The organism is Cryobacterium sp. Hb1, from assembly GCF_004403585.1.
Taxonomy (GTDB): domain Bacteria; phylum Actinomycetota; class Actinomycetes; order Actinomycetales; family Microbacteriaceae; genus Cryobacterium; species Cryobacterium lyxosi.
In genome coordinates this window covers 59620-77500 of record NZ_SOHI01000027.1, presented here as the reverse complement: position 1 = coordinate 77500, position 17881 = coordinate 59620, and the positions used below count along the sequence as shown (strand labels likewise).

Annotated in this window: 18 protein-coding genes and 1 tRNA gene; 2 read left to right on the top strand and 17 right to left on the bottom strand. The window is 62.8% G+C overall.

The genetic code is table 11. The annotated features are described in order from the left end of the window. Positions 1-54: 54 nt before the first annotated feature. The 3 genes from treZ to glgX are packed head-to-tail and all read right to left on the bottom strand — an operon-like array spanning position 55 to position 6400. A complete protein-coding gene (gene treZ, locus E3T38_RS09760; protein WP_134548057.1) occupies positions 55-1809 on the bottom strand; it encodes a malto-oligosyltrehalose trehalohydrolase in 1755 nt (584 codons plus the stop codon). Further along, complete coding sequence (gene treY / locus E3T38_RS09755) at positions 1806-4202, bottom strand: malto-oligosyltrehalose synthase (protein ID WP_134548056.1); 2397 nt, start codon at positions 4200-4202, stop codon at positions 1806-1808. The genes treZ and treY overlap by 4 nt, the downstream gene beginning before the upstream one ends. Positions 4203-4213: 11 nt before the next feature. Next, positions 4214-6400 carry a glycogen debranching protein GlgX gene (gene glgX, locus E3T38_RS09750; protein WP_134548055.1) on the bottom strand — a complete coding sequence of 729 codons (2187 nt, stop codon included), beginning with the start codon at positions 6398-6400 and terminating at the stop codon, positions 4214-4216. Between the two features lie 372 nt (positions 6401-6772). Between glgX and E3T38_RS09745 the strand changes: the two genes are divergently transcribed. Beyond that, positions 6773-7171: a hypothetical protein gene (locus tag E3T38_RS09745; protein WP_104197859.1), complete on the top strand. Its 399-nt coding sequence runs from the start codon at positions 6773-6775 to the stop codon at positions 7169-7171. 36 nt (positions 7172-7207) lie between these two features. Here the strand turns inward: E3T38_RS09745 and E3T38_RS09740 are convergent, their stop codons facing one another. From E3T38_RS09740 to rplU, 14 genes are all read right to left on the bottom strand, one after another. Continuing rightward, positions 7208-7549 carry a TIGR02611 family protein gene (locus E3T38_RS09740; RefSeq protein WP_134548054.1) on the bottom strand — a complete coding sequence of 114 codons (342 nt, stop codon included), beginning with the start codon at positions 7547-7549 and terminating at the stop codon, positions 7208-7210. A 97-nt stretch (positions 7550-7646) separates the two neighbouring features. Next, on the bottom strand, positions 7647-8042 hold the full coding sequence (locus E3T38_RS09735; RefSeq protein WP_198417342.1) for a YchJ family protein: 396 nt from the start codon (positions 8040-8042) through the stop codon (positions 7647-7649). Between the two features lie 24 nt (positions 8043-8066). After that, positions 8067-8474, bottom strand: coding sequence for an Lsr2 family protein (locus E3T38_RS09730; RefSeq protein WP_370449019.1), 408 nt, complete (start codon positions 8472-8474; stop codon positions 8067-8069). A gap of 127 nt (positions 8475-8601) precedes the next feature. Then, a tRNA-Ala gene (locus tag E3T38_RS09725) sits at positions 8602-8674 on the bottom strand. 73 nt (positions 8675-8747) lie between these two features. Continuing rightward, a complete protein-coding gene (gene rsfS / locus E3T38_RS09720; RefSeq protein ID WP_104197855.1) occupies positions 8748-9149 on the bottom strand; it encodes a ribosome silencing factor in 402 nt (133 codons plus the stop codon). 124 nt (positions 9150-9273) lie between these two features. Continuing rightward, entirely contained in the window at positions 9274-10410 is a 1137-nt protein-coding gene (locus tag E3T38_RS09715; RefSeq protein WP_134548052.1) for a hypothetical protein, read from the bottom strand. Next, positions 10407-11000, bottom strand: a complete 594-nt coding sequence (gene nadD / locus E3T38_RS09710) for a nicotinate-nucleotide adenylyltransferase (protein ID WP_134548051.1) — start codon at positions 10998-11000, stop codon at positions 10407-10409. The genes E3T38_RS09715 and nadD overlap by 4 nt, the downstream gene beginning before the upstream one ends. A gap of 15 nt (positions 11001-11015) precedes the next feature. After that, the gene (locus E3T38_RS09705; protein ID WP_134548050.1) at positions 11016-11231 is read right to left on the bottom strand and encodes a hypothetical protein; all 216 of its coding nucleotides are present in this window, start codon (positions 11229-11231) and stop codon (positions 11016-11018) included. A gap of 114 nt (positions 11232-11345) precedes the next feature. Then, complete coding sequence (locus E3T38_RS09700; RefSeq protein ID WP_134548049.1) at positions 11346-12614, bottom strand: glutamate-5-semialdehyde dehydrogenase; 1269 nt, start codon at positions 12612-12614, stop codon at positions 11346-11348. Between the two features lie 44 nt (positions 12615-12658). Further along, positions 12659-13465 carry a glutamate 5-kinase gene (gene proB / locus E3T38_RS09695; protein ID WP_134548048.1) on the bottom strand — a complete coding sequence of 269 codons (807 nt, stop codon included), beginning with the start codon at positions 13463-13465 and terminating at the stop codon, positions 12659-12661. 263 nt (positions 13466-13728) lie between these two features. Further along, complete coding sequence (gene proB / locus E3T38_RS09690) at positions 13729-14535, bottom strand: glutamate 5-kinase (protein WP_134548047.1); 807 nt, start codon at positions 14533-14535, stop codon at positions 13729-13731. After that, positions 14532-16259 carry a GTPase ObgE gene (gene obgE / locus E3T38_RS09685; protein WP_134548046.1) on the bottom strand — a complete coding sequence of 576 codons (1728 nt, stop codon included), beginning with the start codon at positions 16257-16259 and terminating at the stop codon, positions 14532-14534. Before obgE ends, proB (E3T38_RS09690) begins: the two co-directional genes overlap by 4 nt. A 149-nt stretch (positions 16260-16408) precedes the next feature. After that, positions 16409-16666: a 50S ribosomal protein L27 gene (rpmA, locus tag E3T38_RS09680; RefSeq protein ID WP_104128962.1), complete on the bottom strand. Its 258-nt coding sequence runs from the start codon at positions 16664-16666 to the stop codon at positions 16409-16411. A gap of 18 nt (positions 16667-16684) precedes the next feature. Then, the gene (gene rplU, locus E3T38_RS09675) at positions 16685-16993 is read right to left on the bottom strand and encodes a 50S ribosomal protein L21 (protein ID WP_104081810.1); all 309 of its coding nucleotides are present in this window, start codon (positions 16991-16993) and stop codon (positions 16685-16687) included. Between the two features lie 226 nt (positions 16994-17219). On the opposite strand from rplU, the gene E3T38_RS09670 reads away from it, so the two are divergent. Then, complete coding sequence (locus E3T38_RS09670) at positions 17220-17492, top strand: DUF4031 domain-containing protein (protein WP_104197847.1); 273 nt, start codon at positions 17220-17222, stop codon at positions 17490-17492. The last annotated feature ends 389 nt before the right edge of the window (positions 17493-17881 follow it).

Sequence of the window (17881 nt, the reverse complement as noted above, 5' to 3'; positions counted from 1 at the left end):
GATCCGTCACCAGCCCAGCCCAGCCCAGCCCAGCCCAGCTCAGCACAGCCCAGCTCAGACCAACACGACGACGGAGTGCGGAGCGAGCTGCAGGGCATCGGGCAGCCGATCCTGCACAGCATCGGGACCGGTCGCGAAAGACAACACCACCTCTCCCCCACTGGCCGGCACGTGTACCGACCGCTCACCGAAGTTGATCAAAATTTGTGTGCCGCCACGGCGCAGCCGCAACCACCCGTCGACGGCATCGAACTCCACGGCAATCTGGTCGAACCGTGGATCCGTGATGTCGGGATGCGAACGGCGAAGCACCGCGAGGTCACGATAAAACCCGAGCAGCCGACCATGCTCGGTCTCGCTCGACTCACTCCAGTTGAGTTTGGAACGCTCGAACGTGGCCGGGTTCTGCGGGTCGGGAACGATCTGCGGATCCCAGCCCATCCGGGCGAACTCGTTGATACGCCCGGTGGCCGTTGCTGTGCCGAGCTCGGGCTCGGGATGCGACGTAAAGAACTGCCACGGCGTTGTCGCGCCCCATTCCTCCCCCATGAACAGCATCGGCGTATACGGCCCGAGCAGGGTCAGCGCCGCCGCAATGGCGAGTTGACCCACATCCAGCTGGGCGCTGAGACGGTCGCCGATGGCCCGATTGCCGATCTGGTCGTGATTCTGGGACGCGACGACCAGTCGCCAGGTGGGCATCCGTTCACGATCGATGCGGCGGCCGTGGGTGCGTTCGCGAAAACTCGAGTACGTGCCGTCGTGAAAGAATCCGTGGGTGATCACCTTGGCGAGGGCATCAAGCGGCTCGAAGTCGGCGTAATACCCGGCGGTTTCCCCGGTGAGGGCCACGTGCACGGCGTGGTGGAAGTCGTCACTCCACTGGGCGTCCAGGCCGTAACCGTTCGCCGCTTTGGGCGTGATGAGGCGTGGATCGTTGAGGTCGGATTCGGCGATCAGGGTGAGCGGACGCCCGATTGCGGCGCTGAGCGCGCCGACCTCGGTGGCGAGTTGCTCGAGCAGGTGGGTGGCGCTCGTGTCGCGCAGCGCGTGGACAGCGTCGAGTCGCAGGCCGTCGACGTGGTAATCGCTGAGCCACATCAGGGCATTATCCAGAATATAGCGGCGCACCGGGTCGGAATTTGGCCCGTCGAGGTTGAGCGAGGAACCCCAGGTGTTTTCTGCAGCCTCGCTCAGATATGGACCGTACCGGGGCAGATAGTTGCCGCTCGGACCGAGGTGGTTGTACACGACATCCTGGATCACGCCGATGCCATGCCGGTGGCAGGCGTCAACGAAATTCTGATAGGCGGCTGGGCCGCCGTAGCCCTCGTGCACGGCGTACCAGAGCACACCGTCGTAACCCCAGTTGTGCGTTCCGTTGAACGCGTTCACCGGCAACAGTTCAACGAAGTCGACACCGATCGATTTCAGGTGATCGAGCCGGCTCGCTGCCGCTTCGAACGTGCCCTCGGGTGTGAAGGTTCCCACGTGCAGCTCGTAGATGATGGCGCCGGCGAGTTGGCGACCGGTCCAGGCGGTGTCCTGCCAGATATGTTCGGCGGAGTCGAAGGTGCGCGACAGGGCGTGAACCCCACCGGGCTGACGCCGCGCGCGCGGGTCTGCGAACGGCCCACTCCCGTCGACAATGAACCCATAGTCGATTCCGCCGGCACCGGCAGGGGGAACGGATGCCGGCAGCTCCCACCAGCCGTCATCGCGCGCCGTCAGCTCGAGCCTGCGCGGCCCGAGCTGCACCTGCACGGCGTGCGCGTCGGGCGCCCAGACCTCAAATTTCTGATCGTTCATGCGTGTCGTCCTGTGCGGTTGTGGAGGGTGGGGTCGAACGGGGAACCTCGGTCATCGTCATCCGCGACCAGCAGAGCAGCGGGGTAGCGTGCGAGAACGTCAGCGACGCGCAAGCTCGGACCATCGAACCTCTCCTGGGTGAGCACGTCGATGTAGCTGCGGCCGGCCACCAGAACGGTCGTGTCGCCCCAGCCCCCGGCGCGGCGCAGTCCGACCGGCAGCCGGGTGGCCACCGTGATCGCGCCCCCGCGATCGAATGCCACGATGTGCCCGGCGGCCGCGCCGAAGGCGGGTATCGAGACGTAGCGAGTGAACAAGTCCGCCCGGTCGCGGCGCAGCCTCAGGGCGCGTGAGGTGATCAGCAGCTTCGCGGCCGCGCCCTCGTCGATGGGAGGGAGCCATCCGTCGTCGATGCGGGTCAGCAGTTCGCGGCGCAGCTCATAGTCGACCGGGCGGCGGTTGTCCGGGTCGACCAGTGACGTCTCCCACAGCTCACTGCCCTGATACACGTCGGGGACTCCCGGCATGGTCAGTTGCAACAGTTTGAGCGAGAGCGAATTACTCCAGCCTGCCTGCTGCAGTTCAGAGACCAGTCCGATGATGAGGTCACGGGTCGGCCCGGGACTGACGACGGCGGTGATAAGCCCATCGAGTTTCGCCTCAAAATCAGCGTTCTGCTCGGTCCAGGTGGTCGAGGTACCGGCCTCGCGCGCCGCCTTGAGTGCGTAGGCGAAGAGACGCTCCCTGCTGGCTGGCCAGGCGCCGACGATCGCCTGCCAGAGCAGGTTCTCGAACGGCGCGTCATCAAGCGGATGGCGCGCCCGTAGTTGCTCGAGCACGGCCCCCCACCGGGCGGGGATCTCAGCGAGCACCGAGATGCGCGCCCGCACGTCTTCGCCACGTTTCGTATCGTGGGTCGACAGGGTTGTCATCGACAGCGGGAACCCGGCCTGGCGCGCTCGCTGCCGATCGTGGAACTCCGTTACCGTAACCGCAAACTCATCGGGGTCAGCGCCGACTTCATTGAGCGAGGTAAGCCGGCTGAATCGATAGTAGGCGCGATCTTCGACACCCTTGGCCATGACCATGCCCGACGTTTGTTGAAAGCGCACGGCAGCCGGATGCTCCTGATCGCCCAGCAGCGGCAGCAGCCGGTGGATTTCAGCCTCGAATTCGGGTCTGTGGGCGATCGATCGATTCGCCGCCGCCTGCAGGTTGCCCTGGCCCAGGGGCAGGTAGGAACGATAGACCGGGAACCAGGCCAGAAGTTCGGCGAGAGCGTCGGCGGTGTGGTCGTTACTCTGCTCGTCGCTTGGCACCAGGCGAGCGATGCGCAGCACCTCCGAGCGCAGAATGCCGTCGGCCACCGCGCGCTTGTTGTGATACACCAGCTTCCCCCACCCGGCCGTATTCTCCCCCTGCAGCCGCAACTCCAGGGCGTCAAGATCCGCCTGACCGGCCGGATCAACCAGAACCCGATCGACGTCGGTGAGGGCGTCATACCCGGTAGTACCGGCCGTAGCCCAGCTCGTGGGCAGTTGCTCTGGCCCCTCGAGAATTTTCTCGACCAGAACGTAAGCGCCGTGTGTTGCACGACGCAGCGCCTCGAGATAACGCGCCGGGTCGGCCAGGCCATCCGGGTGGTCGACCCGCAGTCCCTGCACGAGACCCTCACGCACCCAACGCACGATCTCACGGTGCGACTCCTCGAACACCCACGGTATTTCGACGCGAATACCGGCCAGACTGTTCACAGCGAAGAATCGACGGTAGTTCAATTCGTCGTCGGCCCGCCGCCAGTTCACCAGCTCATAGTTCTGCCGATCGTGCACATCGGCTGGGCTGGCACCGTTGTCGGCCGATCCGGCGGCAATCGGAAAGTGATTATCGAAATAGTGCAGTTCGCCGTCGACGATCTTCAACTGGTCGAGCTGGCCAGGCCCGTCGCCCAGCACCGGAATGCGAATTCGACCCTGGCCGAACGCCCAGTCCACGTCGAACGCCTCGGCGTAACGCGACTGTTGACCATTTTGGAGCAGGTCCCACCACCACGAATTCTGCCGCGGCGTCGCTACCCCCATGTGGTTCGGCACGATGTCCACGAGTAAGCCCTGCCCCGACAGGTGGGCCGCTGTCGCGAACCGGTCCAGGGCATCCGCCCCGCCTCTGGCCGGATCGACGAGGGAATGATCGACGACGTCATACCCGTGATCCGATCCGGCCTCGGCCTGCAGCAGCGGTGAGAGGTAGACCCAGTCGGCACCGAGATCGCGAATGTAGTCGACCGTTGCCGCGGCGGCATCCAGGTCAAAGGTTGCGGTGATCTGCAGTCGATAGGTCGAGCGCGGTACGGCTACCGGCTCCGCTGCTGCACTACCTGGTTCGTCGGTCATCGACCCGGCCCTCAGCTGTGGCTTACCGGGGTCATCAGACCGGTGGCACCGGCCAGTGACGCTGCGACGGAGTGGTCCGGCACGACTTCGGGTTCGTAATAGGCGCGCAGCACCGCGAGGGAACGACCGGCCACGATCTGAATTGCTCCGGCCGGACGGGGGGTGGAATCGGCGCCGTCGCCGGCGGTGTCGACCACGATCTCCCAGGCCGGAGCATACTCATCGGGCGGGAGCGTGAATTCCTCGTCTTCGGCGTCGGCGTTGAACAATAGGAGAAAGTTGTCGTCGGTGACGTCCTGACCTCGCGCGTCACGCTCGCGGATTCCGTTGCCGTTGAGAAATTTGGCCACTGTGCGGGCCAGGCTTTCATCCCAGTCTTTAGGCACCATCGGTTCACCATCGGTGTTGAGCCAGACGATATCGGGCAGCGATTCGCCCGCCACCCGCTTACCGGGTCGACCGTCGAAGAATCTGCTGCGCCGGAAAGTTGGATGCTCACGGCGCAGGCGGGATACGGCCGCCGTGAATTCGATCAGCGGCACATCGGCCTCGTCCCAGTGAATCCAAGTCAGCTCGGAATCCTGCGCGTAGGTGTTGTTGTTGCCGAGCTGCGTACGGCCCAGCTCGTCGCCGTGCAGCAGCATCGGTACTCCCTGCGACAAAAGCAGCGTCGCAATGAAGTTGCGTGCCTGCCGGGCGCGCAGCCCGCGAATCGAGGGATCATCACTGGGGCCCTCAACACCGGAGTTCCACGAGCGGTTGTGCGACTCGCCATCTTTGTTGTCTTCGCCGTTGGCATCGTTGTGCTTCTCGTTGTATGAGACGAGGTCGGCGATGGTGAAACCGTCGTGCGCGGTCACGAAGTTGATCGAGGCCATCGGGCGGCGCCCGGAGTGTTCGTAGAGGTCGGCGGATCCGGCCACGCGGGAGGCGAATTCGCCCAGAGTAGACGACTCACCACGCCAAAAATCGCGCACGGTGTCGCGGTACTGACCGTTCCATTCTGACCACTGGGAAGGAAAGTTTCCCACCTGGTAGCCGCCGGGACCGACATCCCACGGCTCGGCGATGAGCTTGACCTGCGAGACGATCGGGTCTTGTTGCACGAGCTCGAAGAAGGTGGAGAGCTTGTCGACGTCGTAGAGGTCTCGGGCTAGGGCCGACGCCAGATCGAACCGAAATCCGTCGACGTGCATCTCGAGCACCCAGTAACGCAGCGAGTCCATGATGAGCTGCAGCACGTGCGGGTGGCGCACATTGAGGGTGTTTCCGGTGCCGGTGTAGTCCATGTAGTAGCGTTTGTCGTCGCTCATCAGGCGATAGTAGGCCTCATTGTCGATGCCCTTGAACGACAGGGTCGGTCCCATATGGTTGCCCTCGGCGGTGTGATTGTAGACCACGTCGAGAATGACCTCGATGCCGGCGGCGTGCAGGCTGCGCACCATGCCCTTGAATTCCTGCACCTGCTGCCCGAGGTCGCCGGTCGAGGAATAGGCGCTGTGCGGCGCGAAGAATCCGATCGTGTTGTAGCCCCAGTAGTTGTTGAGGCCCTGGTCAACGAGGGTTCCGTCGTCGACGAACTGGTGCACCGGCATCAGCTCGATGGCGGTCACGCCGAGCTTTTGCAGGTGGTCGATGACCGACGGATGCGCCAACCCGGCGTAGGTGCCGCGTTGCGTTTCGGGCACCGATTGTTGCAGCTTGGTGAGGCCTTTGACGTGTGCTTCGTAGATGAAGGACTCACTGTATGGTGTGCGCAGAGACCGGTCACCGGTCCAGTCGAAGAACGGGTTGACGACGACGCCGAGCATCATGTGCGAGGCGGAATCTTCGTCATTCGGTGCATCGGGGTCATCGAAATCGTAGGAGAACAACGAGGGATCCCAGTCGATGGCCTTAGTAGTGGCCTTGGCGTATGGATCGAGCAGCAGCTTGCTCGGGTTGGCCCGATTACCGGCCGCCGGGTCATAAGTGCCGTGCACCCGATACCCGTAACGCTGGCCCGGCTGTACGAGTGGCAGGTAACAGTGCCAAATAAAAGCGGATGACTCGCGCACCTCCACCCGCGTCTCACCCCCGTCCTCATCGATGAGACACAGCTCGACGCGTTGGGCGGCTTCGCTGAACAGGGCGAAATTGGTGCCGCTCCCGTCAAACGTCGCGCCGAGGGGGTAGGCGGTTCCGGGCCAGGTTTCCATGAGACTCCTCGGGATGAAGATAAGACACGGTCAAATGCGAAAGCAGCGACGAGGGCGCGCGCAGCCAGGTGATCGGATCGCGCTTGCAGAATACGCTACAGGCATGCGCCGACATATCCGCCTTCCCGGCGCCCGGCGCCCGGCGACGGTGACGGTGACGGTACGGTACGGCGACTCCGAAAGCACCAGTCCCGGTTCCCGTTTGCACATCACGCGATTACGGCTTTTCACGAGACACGAATATTTCCCGGCACATGCATCTGCCTGTGCAACGAGGTCCTGACAGAATTTCGTTCATCATTTTCGATTTGCACTGCCAGAGCGACCAAAATGGAACCACGTGCTCTCTGCACCCGACGACTGGAGACCCCCATGACCGAAATCGACCTCATCAGTTTGTGGGTCAAGGCGCGAGCACACATCATCGCGTCCCAGGCCGCCCCAACTTTTCTGTTGACCGCCACCGTGGGCTTTCTCGCACTCGGACTCGGCACCGCCGACCTGGCCGTGCGCATTGCCGCGGCAGGTATTTTGCTCGCGTCGGGTATTTTTGGGGCGCTCGCGCAAATAGCCGCCGCCAACGAGGGACTGGCCGTCATCGCCGACCTGCGTTCCGTGACGGCGCCCAGCTCGGTTACCCGGTGCATCGTCGCCATGGCAGCGTGGGTCAATGTCGTGCGCTACGTGACCCCGGCAATCTTCGTGATCGTCTACGTCGCCGTCTTGATCTCACTTTTCATCACCGTTCCCGCACCGTCGCTGGGCCGCTGACCAATCGCATCCGCCGCCAGCAGATGCCCATTGCACTCAGGAAGAACTGGACACCCGGCGATCACGTCGCACGCGCCACCACGCCCAGACCCGAGTGACAATGCGCTTGAGGAATGCTCCAAACCGACGCGCCCACGCGAATTCCGTTCCGAGCACGGCGAGGCCCAAAAAGACGATAAGCCACCCCGGTCCCGGCAAAGGAATCAGAAGGATGCCGATCGCGATAATCATCGTGCCGAGCAGCGCGACGCCGAGGCGATAGGCGAAGAGCAGATGCGGGTGCCCGTCGACCCACGTGCGAGCACGCCGCAGTGCCCGCCGCACCGGATGCCGCGGGTCGCTGCCGCTGGCTATATCGTGGGAGAGGTGCTCTGACATTTACCAAACTTAGGTTACGTGTCTGGGAAATGGCCGCCGGATATTCCCGACGGTGACACCTGTGTTGGAATTTGACCCACGCCATTGCCGGGCCGGGCTATTCCCACGCCAGACCCTCTGGCGCAGCGTCGAGATAGTACCATTGGCGGTCGACCTTGAGAAAGCGACTGATTTCATTTTGTTGTCTTGCCATGCCGTCTTCACGATAGTGCGCTGCGAATTCCACGATGCCTTCTTTATCGAGTAACCCGCCGCGTTCTGTGCGCACGATATCGAGCCGCCGCCACGTTATCTCCGGGTCCAGTTCGAATGATTCAGGTCTGGTCAGCTGATGCCAGGTCTTGAGTAAGTACTGGGCGTCGCCGAGGTAAAAAGCGCTATACCGCGAACGCATGAGCCATTCAGCCGTTGGTGGTGAAGCAGCACCACTGTGAAAGCGGCCGCAGCAGACAGAATAAGTGTCGCCGCTCAGGCACGGACAACGCTGATCCACAGTGATGGGCTGTGTGAGAGTCTGCTACGCCTGTGCTTTGGCGTAAGCCTCGCGCACGGTGCCGGAGATGCGCCCACGGTCGGACACGTGCGTGCCGTTGGCGGCGGCCCAGGCACGGATGGCCTGCAGCTCGGCCCGGTCTGAACCGGCCGAACTGGCACCGCGCGGCTTGGCGGGCACATAGCCAACGCGCCGTGAAACATTTATGTAGGGCTTGACTGCAGATCGGAATTCAGCGAGATTTCCTGCGGACAGATCGATCTCGTAAGAGTCACCCTCAAAAGTAAAAGAAACGGTCGCTCCGGAGCCATTCTCGATAACGGTGCCGTCAAGGTCGTCCAGCAGCTGAACCGTGGTCTTCTTCATTCTGAGATTCTCCAATACGATGTCGAATACATTCGGGATGGATGCATTCGTTGTGGCAATAACCACTAAGAAATTATGGCTGCCCCACCCGCATTCCGATACCCGCCACGCGGTATTTCTTTTGCATTCACAACTTCTACACTGCCGATACAAAAAAATAGCCCCGACAATGTCGGAGCTATTTCATACTCGGTGGATCCGAGGGGATTCGAACCCCTGACCCCCTGCATGCCATGCAGGTGCGCTACCAGCTGCGCCACGGACCCAGATTGTTGTTTCGAATTGCTCCGAAACAACTTTGTTAGCTTACAACACAGATTGGGATCTGCGAAACCGAAGCTACTCCGCGACCTCTTCAGCGGCGTCTTCTACCGACAATTTGGCGGGAATCCCGGTTGGAATCACCGGGCAATCTTTCCACAGTCGCTCGAGGGAGTAATACTGCCGCTCTTCCTCGTGGAAGACATGCACGACCAGGTCACCGAAGTCAACCAGCACCCAGCGACCGGCAGCCCGTCCCTCACGACGAAGCGGCTTGTAGCCGGCCTCGATCAGTTTGTCTTCGATCTCACCGGCAATCGCAACCACGTTGCGCTCGGATCGGCCAGTGACGATGAAGAAGATATCGGCCAGAGGAAGCGGATTCGAGACATCGAGGGCGACAAGATCTTCTCCTCCCTTGGAGTCGGCGGCGGCGACGGCGATTGCAAGCAGCTCGAGGGCGTGAGGTGAAGTGGTCATGAATGAATCCTTGAGATTGTAAAGCGAGGCGGTATTGCCATTGTGGCGATGATAAAGGGAACGAAAGAAGGCGAACAGCAGGGGCTCATAGAGCGGGCGGGACGAGGTTGAATGATTTGAGCCACTAGAAATTGCCCAGCAGATAGCCGGTCACGAAAAGCGCTAGAACGCTCACAGCCAAAACTGCCGTCGCGATGACGAGAATCATCGGAAGCGAGGCACGACGTTTCTTGGGCGGGGCCAGCATGCCCCGCGTCGAGGCATGCGTACTCACAGCGCGACTCGCACTAACCGGGGCCGAGTCCCCCCCGAGTTGATCGGCGTCGAGCTGGTCCATCATGTGGTCTATTTCCGACGAATCGAACAGATTCGGATGCGCGCCAGTCGAGCCAAGGCTACGCGGCAGGTCGAATGAACCGGTGATCATGATCTCACCGGTGTTGGAGATGGGACTCACGCTGCTGCCCTGATGCGGAATCGACGGCAATATGAGCGCGTTCGTGGTGGTGGGAATCCCACCGGCCCCGATACCGCGGTTGATCAGTTCGTCGAGGGACTGGTCGCGCTGCGGCGCCGCGACGCGCAGGGCATCCTCATCGACCGACCAGTGCCCGATCGGCGGTATCCAACCGGCGATCGAGCTGGCAGCCGAGTCTGGTGCCTCGATCGGCGCCGTGACGATAGGTTCGGCCACGGTCGGTTCGGCGTACATTTGCTCGCGTTCGACCCGGTCGACGACGACCGGAGTGGCCGGCTCGGGCTCGACTGGCTCGGGCTCGACCGGCTCGGCCTCGATCAGCTCGGGCTCGGCCGGCGCAGCATCGACCGGCGCAGCGTCGCCCGGCGCAGCATCAGTAACTTTCGCCTCGACCGGCTCACCAGCGGAAATCGGAAAGTCGCCGGTAGCGAGGGCCTGCTCTTGCTCGCGCGCGTGCAATGCACGTAATTCCCGGCGACTGGGCGTGTATGGTGCCGACACCGGAACAGACGACGCGGACTCGGCTGCGAGTGGGCTTGCGCCAGAAAGTAGTGCCTCCTGGGCCTCGTCTATTTCGGAACTCGTGTGGTGCCGGCTCGTTCGGCGAGATGTCGCAGGCGGTGTTGAGGCGGCGAAGGATGCGGGGCGGAGCGCGGCCGGCGCCAGGACCGGAACGTCGAGAGTCGGGATTGCGTCGTGTGACGCGGCCGTTTCATCACCCTGGTCGCGGGCAAGTTCGCGCGCCTGACGTCGGCTGAGGGGCTGAGGCTCTCCCAACGTCATGCCACACTCCGATACAGATGATGCTTTGAGATGTACTGGACAACCCCGTCGGGGACCAGATACCAGACCGGGAATCCCCGATTGACCCGTGCCCGGCAGTCAGTGGACGAAATGGCCAGTGCCGGGACTTCCAATAAGCTTACGTCTTGGTTCGGTAATCCTGAAACGCTCAGCTCATGCCCCGGGCGACTCACAGCGACGAAGTGCGCCAGCTCCCAGAGTTCGCGAACGTCTTTCCAGCCGAGAATCTGGGTGATGGCATCCGCTCCGGTAATGAAGAACAATTCGGCGTCCGGACGCTCTTCATGCAGGTCACGCAGCGTGTCTATTGTGTAGGTCGGCCCGACCCGGTCGATATCGACCCGGCTTACCGTGAACCGTGGATTGGAGGCAGTTGCGATCACGGTCATCAGGTACCGGTGTTCGCTTTGGGTTACGCCGCTTTTCTGCCACGGCTGCCCGGTCGGCACGAAGACCACCTCGTCGAGGTCGAAACTCTGTGCCACCTCGCTGGCGGCGACGAGGTGCCCATGGTGGATGGGGTCGAACGTTCCGCCCATCACGCCGATGCGTGGACGACGAACTGTCACTGTGAAATCAGGCTTCTAATGGCCACCGGTGTCGGAGGTGCCACCATGTCCGCCGTGCGCGGCCGCGTAAGCATTGGCTTTGCCGCTGTGACGGTTCGCTACATCACGAAAGCTCCACAGCACGACGCCGAGCGCCAGGAACAACACGGCCGCGACCATCGGGTAGACGACGAGCGGCAACGGCAGGGCGATGTGCTCGACCTCGGTCAGCACGGCAGTCAGAAAAGACATCGGTTCTCCATTCACGGGCCGCACCGGTTAAGCGCGGCTTGAGATGACAGCGACGGGTCGCAGGCTTGACGACTCACGCCGTCGTCCCATTCTAGCCGGACCCCGCCATCGGACCTAAGCACGCACCTGTCCGGTGCCGCGCACGATCCATTTTGTGCTGGTTAGTTCTGGTAAACCCATCGGCCCGCGAGCGTGCAGCTTCTGGGTAGAGATTCCCACCTCGGCGCCGAACCCAAACTCGCCGCCGTCGGTGAACCGGGTCGAGGTGTTGACCATGACCGCTGCCGAATCGACCTCGTTCAGAAAACGTTCCGCGTTCTGCAGGTCATTGGTGATGATCGACTCGGTGTGCCCCGTGGAATAGCGGCGAATGTGGGCGATGGCCTCGTCGAGTGAGTCGACGATTGCGACGGAGATGTCGAGACTCATGTACTCGGTGCCCCAGTCTTCGTCGGTCGCCGGGACCGCGGACGGATAGATCGACCGAGTGCGGGCATCCGCATGGATGGTGACACCGGATGCCGCAAGCTTGGCCAACACTGCGGGAAGCAGCCGTTCGGCGGCGCTTCGGTGCACGAGAAGGGTTTCGAGGGCATTGCATACGCTCGGGCGGTGCGTCTTGGAATTGTGCACGATCTCGATCGCCCACTCCTTGGTGGCCGACTCATCAAGGAAGACGTGCACGACACCTGCTCCGGTCTCAATGACTGGCACTTGGGACTCGGCCACCACGGTCTGAATGAGGGTGGCGCTGCCACGGGGAATAAGCACGTCGACGTAGCCGCGGGCCTTCATAAGCTCGGTGGCACCGGCCCTACCAAAGGGATCGATGGTCTGCACTGAATCGGGGTTGAGTCCGGCGTCGATGATCGCCGCCTGCACCAGGCCGATGAGCACCCGGTTACTATTCTCGGCAGCGGAACCGCCGCGGAGTACAACAGCATTTCCGCTCTTCAGCGCGAGGGCCGCGAGGTCGACCGTGACATTGGGCCGAGCTTCGTAAATGACCCCGATCACGCCGAAGGGAACGCGCACCTGGCTGATTTTGATGCCGTTGGGCAGGCTGCTGCCGCGCACGATCTGCCCGACCGGATCAGTGAGCAGCGCGATCTGGTCGACGGAATCCGCCAAGGCAAATATTCGGGGCTCGTCGAGCTTCAGCCGGTCCAGCAGTCCGTCACGGAGACCGTTGGTGACGCCGGCGGCGAGGTCGGCCTGGTTGGCAGTGACGACCTCTGCGACATGGTCACGCAGAGCCTGGGCGATCAGCTTGAGGGCTTTGTTTTTTAGCTCCGTCGGCGCCGACGCGAGTGACACGGAGGCGGTGCGCGCGGCCTCGAGGGTGGGTGTGAGTTGGGCTACATCGTTCGGAGACTGCAACATACTCCTTAGTTTACGGGAGGCATCCAGGAGAGCATTCTCAGTTCTCAGGAAATCCGCAATGCCGATGGCGCCGTCGAGGGTTCGAACCAGGTTCCCACCGGGTCTCCGCGCAGAGCATCGGCCACCAGCCCGGTAGCGGTGACCAGCACTGCGGTTCCGGCTTGGGCGGCGATGCGAGCCGCCGTCACCTTGGTGCTGGCTCCCCCGGTACCGACTCCATTGACGGTTGTGGCGCCAAATTTCATGCCGAGTAAGGGGTCACCGAACGCAACATGACTGATCCGCTCTGCCCCGGGCATGTCTGGTGGGCAGGTATAGAGGGCGTCCACGTCGCTGAGGAGCACCAGCAGGTCGGCGCCGATGAGAGTGGCAACGAGCGCGGCCAGCCGGTCATTGTCGCCGAATCGAATTTCGTGGGTGGCGACCGTGTCATTCTCATTGACGATCGGAAGTATACGCAGTGCCATCAGGCGTTCCATGGCGCGCTGGGCGTTGCCGCGGTGAGTAGCGTTGTCGAGGTCACTCGCCGTGAGCAACACCTGGCCGGCCACGATGTCGTAGCGGTCGAGGCGGTCCTGGTATCGAAAGATCAGCAGATTCTGCCCAACGGATGCCGCCGCCTGCTGGGTCGCCAGGTCGGTGGGGCGTTCCTGCAGTTGGAGATAGGGCATTCCGATCGCGATAGCACCGGATGACACCAGAACCACCTCGGTACCCCGACCATGAGCTTCGGCCAAAGCATCAACGAGTAGCGCAATTTGACCGGAGTTCTCACCGCTGATCGACGAGGATCCCACCTTGACTACGACACGCGACGCCGATCGAACGACGTGCTGCGAGTGCGCCCTCATAGCCTCGCGAGCCCCACGATTTCACCACTCACGACGTGCAACCCCACGGACTCGACCTTCGGCGAAAAAACAACCACGCCAAGCGCAGTTAGTGGCAGCTTACCGAATGCAGCGAACGTTTTTTCACCGCCGCAAGTCGCCTGGTGGCGTCTGAAGAGCATCCATCTGCTGGGGGAAGAGAATCGTCACGCGTGAGGCGAGTCAGGTTGACGCCCCTGATCAGGGTACTCACGTTCAGACACAGTGCGCCTGCCCCGACTTCACTAGAGCAGCGCGTGGCGCTCTTCAGTCGCTTTCGGTTCGAACCAGGTGCCGACGTGCTCGCCACGGAGGGCGGCGGCGGCCAACTCGGTTGACGTCACCAGAACAGCGGTGCCGGCCTCGGTCGCCAAACGGGCGGCGACGACCTTGGTACTCGCTCCCCCGGTGCCGACTCCGGTCGCTCCGCTCGAGCTGAACTCGAATGCGTCGAGTGGATCATCCGCGCCAATGAAGTCGAGCTTTACCGCCCCCGGCAGGTGCGGAGGCTTGGTGTAGAGCGCATCGACATCGCTGAGCATGATCAACAGGTCCGCACGGATGAGTGTTGCCACCAGCGCAGCGAGGCGGTCGTTGCTTCCGAACCGCAAACCGTACACGGCCACGGTGTCGTTCTCGTTGACGACCGGCAGAATGCGCAGGTCGAGCAGGCGTTCGAGCGCGCGCCGGGTATTGCTGCGGTGCGGTTCATTGAGCGCGTCGCCCTCGGTCAATAGCACCGTGCCCGCCGCGATGCCGTAGCGGTCCAGGCTTTCCTGGTAGCGAAAGATCAATACGTTCTGCCCGACGGCGGCGGCTGCCTGCTGCGTGGCGACATCGCTGGGTCGCTCCTCGAGGTTGAGGAACGGCATTCCGGTGGCGACGGCACCCGAAGAAATCAGTACGACCTCGATCCCACGACCGTACGCCTCGGCCAGGGCGTCAACGAGGGGGGTGATCTGGTCGGAGTTCTCGCCGCTGATCGACGACGACCCCACCTTCACAACGACGCGTTTCGCGCCCGCTACGTTTTCTCTGGCTAAGCCACTCACTTCTGAATTTCCTCCACAGTGTCACTGTCGACGTCGTTGCTACGGTCGAACTCGGCTTCAATCTCGGCTTCGGTCGCGGCTTCGATCGCGGCTTCGGTCGCGGCTTCAGTCTCGGCTTCGTCCGCGGCTTTGTCCGCCGCCGACGAGGTGTCGGCGGCAGCGACTCCGCCATCGGTGGTCACCTCCACGTCGGCGAGGCGCACGTCTTCGTTGTATTCCTCTTCGCCGGTCTGCCACATGCCGGCTTCGCGCTCGCGAATGAGCTCGGCGCGGGCCGAGGACTTGGCGTCCATGCGACCGAAGTATTCCTCGCGGCGTTCGTTGCTCGTGCGGCGCTTGGGCTCGTCGAGGCGGGAATCGGTGCCGCGCGGAGCGGTGATCAGCTCGGCGGTCGAGGTCAGCGTCGGCTCCCAGTCGAAGACGACACCGTGGCCAGGGCCGATGATGACGGTCGAACCGGCAATGGCCCCCGACTTGTACAGCTGGTTCTCGATGCCGAGTTTGGCGAGCCGGTCGGCGAGGAAGCCGACGGCTTCGTCGTTGGTGAAATCGGTCTGCTGAATCCAGCGTTCCGGCTTGGTACCGAGGATGCGGTAGATGTTGCCGAAGGTGCCACCCTCGACCTTGATGACGAAACCACCCTCGTCGACGGCCTTGGGACGGATGATGATGCGTGGCTTCTTCGCTTCGGCTGCGGCCGCCTCGGCGCGGCCCTGTTCCACGACCTCGGCAAGGGCGTAGTTGAGTTGCTTGAGACCCTCGTGGGTGACGCTGGAGATCTCGAACACACGGTAGCCACGGGCTTCGAGGTCTGCCTTGACGAAGGAGGCCAGCTCGCGGCCTTCCGGCACGTCGATCTTGTTCAAGGCAACGAGCTGAGAACGCTGCAGCAGCGGCTTCTGACCCTCGGGTACCGGGTAGGCGTCAAGTTCGCCAAGGATGACGTCGAGGTCGCTGATCGGGTCGCGGCCAGGCTCAAGTGTGGCGCAATCCAACACGTGCAGCAGGGCGGTGCACCGCTCGACGTGCCGCAAAAACTCGAGGCCGAGGCCCTTGCCTTCGCTTGCTCCTTCAATGAGGCCGGGCACGTCGGCGATGGTGTAACGCGACTCACCGGACTCGACGACGCCGAGGTTGGGGTGCAGCGTGGTGAAGGGGTAGTCGGCGATTTTGGGCCGAGCCGCGCTCATGGCGGCGATAAGGCTGGACTTGCCTGCGGAAGGATATCCGACGAGCGCGACATCCGCTACGGTCTTGAGCTCGAGATAGACGTCGCCTTCCCAGCCGAGCGTGCCGAGCAGGGCGAAGCCTGGGGCCTTGCGCTTGGTCGAGGCGAGGGCAGCGTTACCGAGCCCGCCCTGGCCGCCGGGTGCGACGATGAGGCGCAGGCCGGGTTCGTTCATATCGAGGAGCTGGTTGCCCTCGACGTCTTTGACGACCGTGCCGATCGGCACCATGAGCTCGCGCAGGTCACCATTATGACCATTGCGGTGGTCGCCCATACCTGGTCCACCGTTGTCCGAGCTGCGGTGGGGCGAACGATGGTAACCGAGCAGGGTCGTCGTGCTCGGGTCGGCGACGAGTACGAGGTCTCCGCCGCCCCCGCCGTTACCGCCATCGGGGCCGGCCAGGGGTTTGAACTTTTCGCGCTTGACCGAAACGCATCCGTTTCCTCCATTGCCCGCTCGTAAATGCAGCGTCACGTGGTCAACGAATGTGGCCATGGAGTGCCCCTTTCAGGTGGCGCAAGAAGTGCTTCAAAACACGGTGCTATGAAACTAGGTGCGGTAATCGAATCTGTCACGGACAAACACGTCAGGGCGGACCGAAGCCCGCCCTGACGCTGTGCTAAAAATTACTGTGCTGTGGAAACCTACGCGGCTGCGACCACAATGTTGATGACCTTGCGGCCACCCTTGGCGCCGAACTGCACGGAGCCGGCCTCGAGGGCGAAGAGCGTGTCGTCTCCGCCACGACCGACGTTGATGCCGGGGTGGAAGTGCGTGCCGCGCTGACGAACGATGATCTCGCCCGCGCCGACAACCTGACCTCCGAAACGCTTTACGCCGAGGCGCTGGGCGTTCGAGTCGCGACCGTTGCGAGTGGAACTCGCACCTTTTTTGTGTGCCATCTGTCTATCTCCTCAGGCCTAGGCGATGCCGGTAACCTGAACGCGAGTGAGCTCCTGACGGTGCCCCTGACGCTTCTTGTACCCGGTCTTGTTCTTGAACTTCTGGATGACGATCTTCGGACCGCGAAGGTTGTTCAAAACCTCGGCTGTGACCTTGATCTTGGCCAGCGACGTAGAGTCAGAGGTGATCTTGTCGCCGTCGACGAGAAGCACGGCGGCCAGCTCGACGTTGCCGTCCTTGTCAGCCTTGATTCGGTCCATCGTCACGATGGTACCGACCTCTACCTTCTCCTGCCGCCCTCCGGCGCGCACAACTGCGTAAACCACTTTACGTACCAATCGTTGGGGAGCCCCAAAAGACTCCGAATCTGGAAATTTGCTGCATGGCCGGGCCGGTTGGCCCAGAGCACTCAGAAAATCATGGTGTTTGCGTTGATATTGCCTAACGCACACCAAGGGTTGACTTTACCTGATCCGCTACCCGTGGTCAAACCAATGGCGCGGCGTGTCTGAACCACGGTGTCTGAACCAGTGCGGCTCATAGACTTCGATCATGGCAATACTTATCGACCAGCCTAGCTGGCCGGCGCACGGAACAGTGTGGGCACACCTCGTGAGTGACGCGAACCTTGACGAATTGCACGCTTTCGCGGCCGCAGCCGGCGTTCCGCGACGTGGTTTCGACCGTGACCACTACGACGTCCCTGAGGCTCGCTACGCCGACCTGGTCGCCGCCGGGGCACTCCCGGTGAGCTTTCGCGAGATGATCGTGCGGTTACGCTCCAGCGGGCTGCGTGTGACGGCTCGAGAACGGCGTCTCGGATAGCAAACTGCTTCCCCCGTACTCTCACGTAGCGTCGAACCCGAGCACGCCGCGGCGCCGCGAACCGGCCGCAGGTTCACGACCACGATCGTCGTACTCGCCGCCTCGGCGTTGACCGGGAACCGCCGAAAAAGTTTGGTGTCACGGTTCAACGATCGGCAACCTGTTCAGAAGGCAGAGCATCGTTCGCCTGATCCACCGGCAGAATTTCGACCGGGGTGAACGCGACCGGGTCGCTCGCCGCGCTCAGGCCCGCATCGAACCGGCGGGCGTGCCACGAGGATGTGGCAGCCCCAGCCGGCCGCCCGCTGCGGAGTGACGATGGTGAACAAGTCCCCTGGGGCAAGGCCGACAGGGCATCGCCGCAGGAGACCTGCGCACCGATTGCGTTA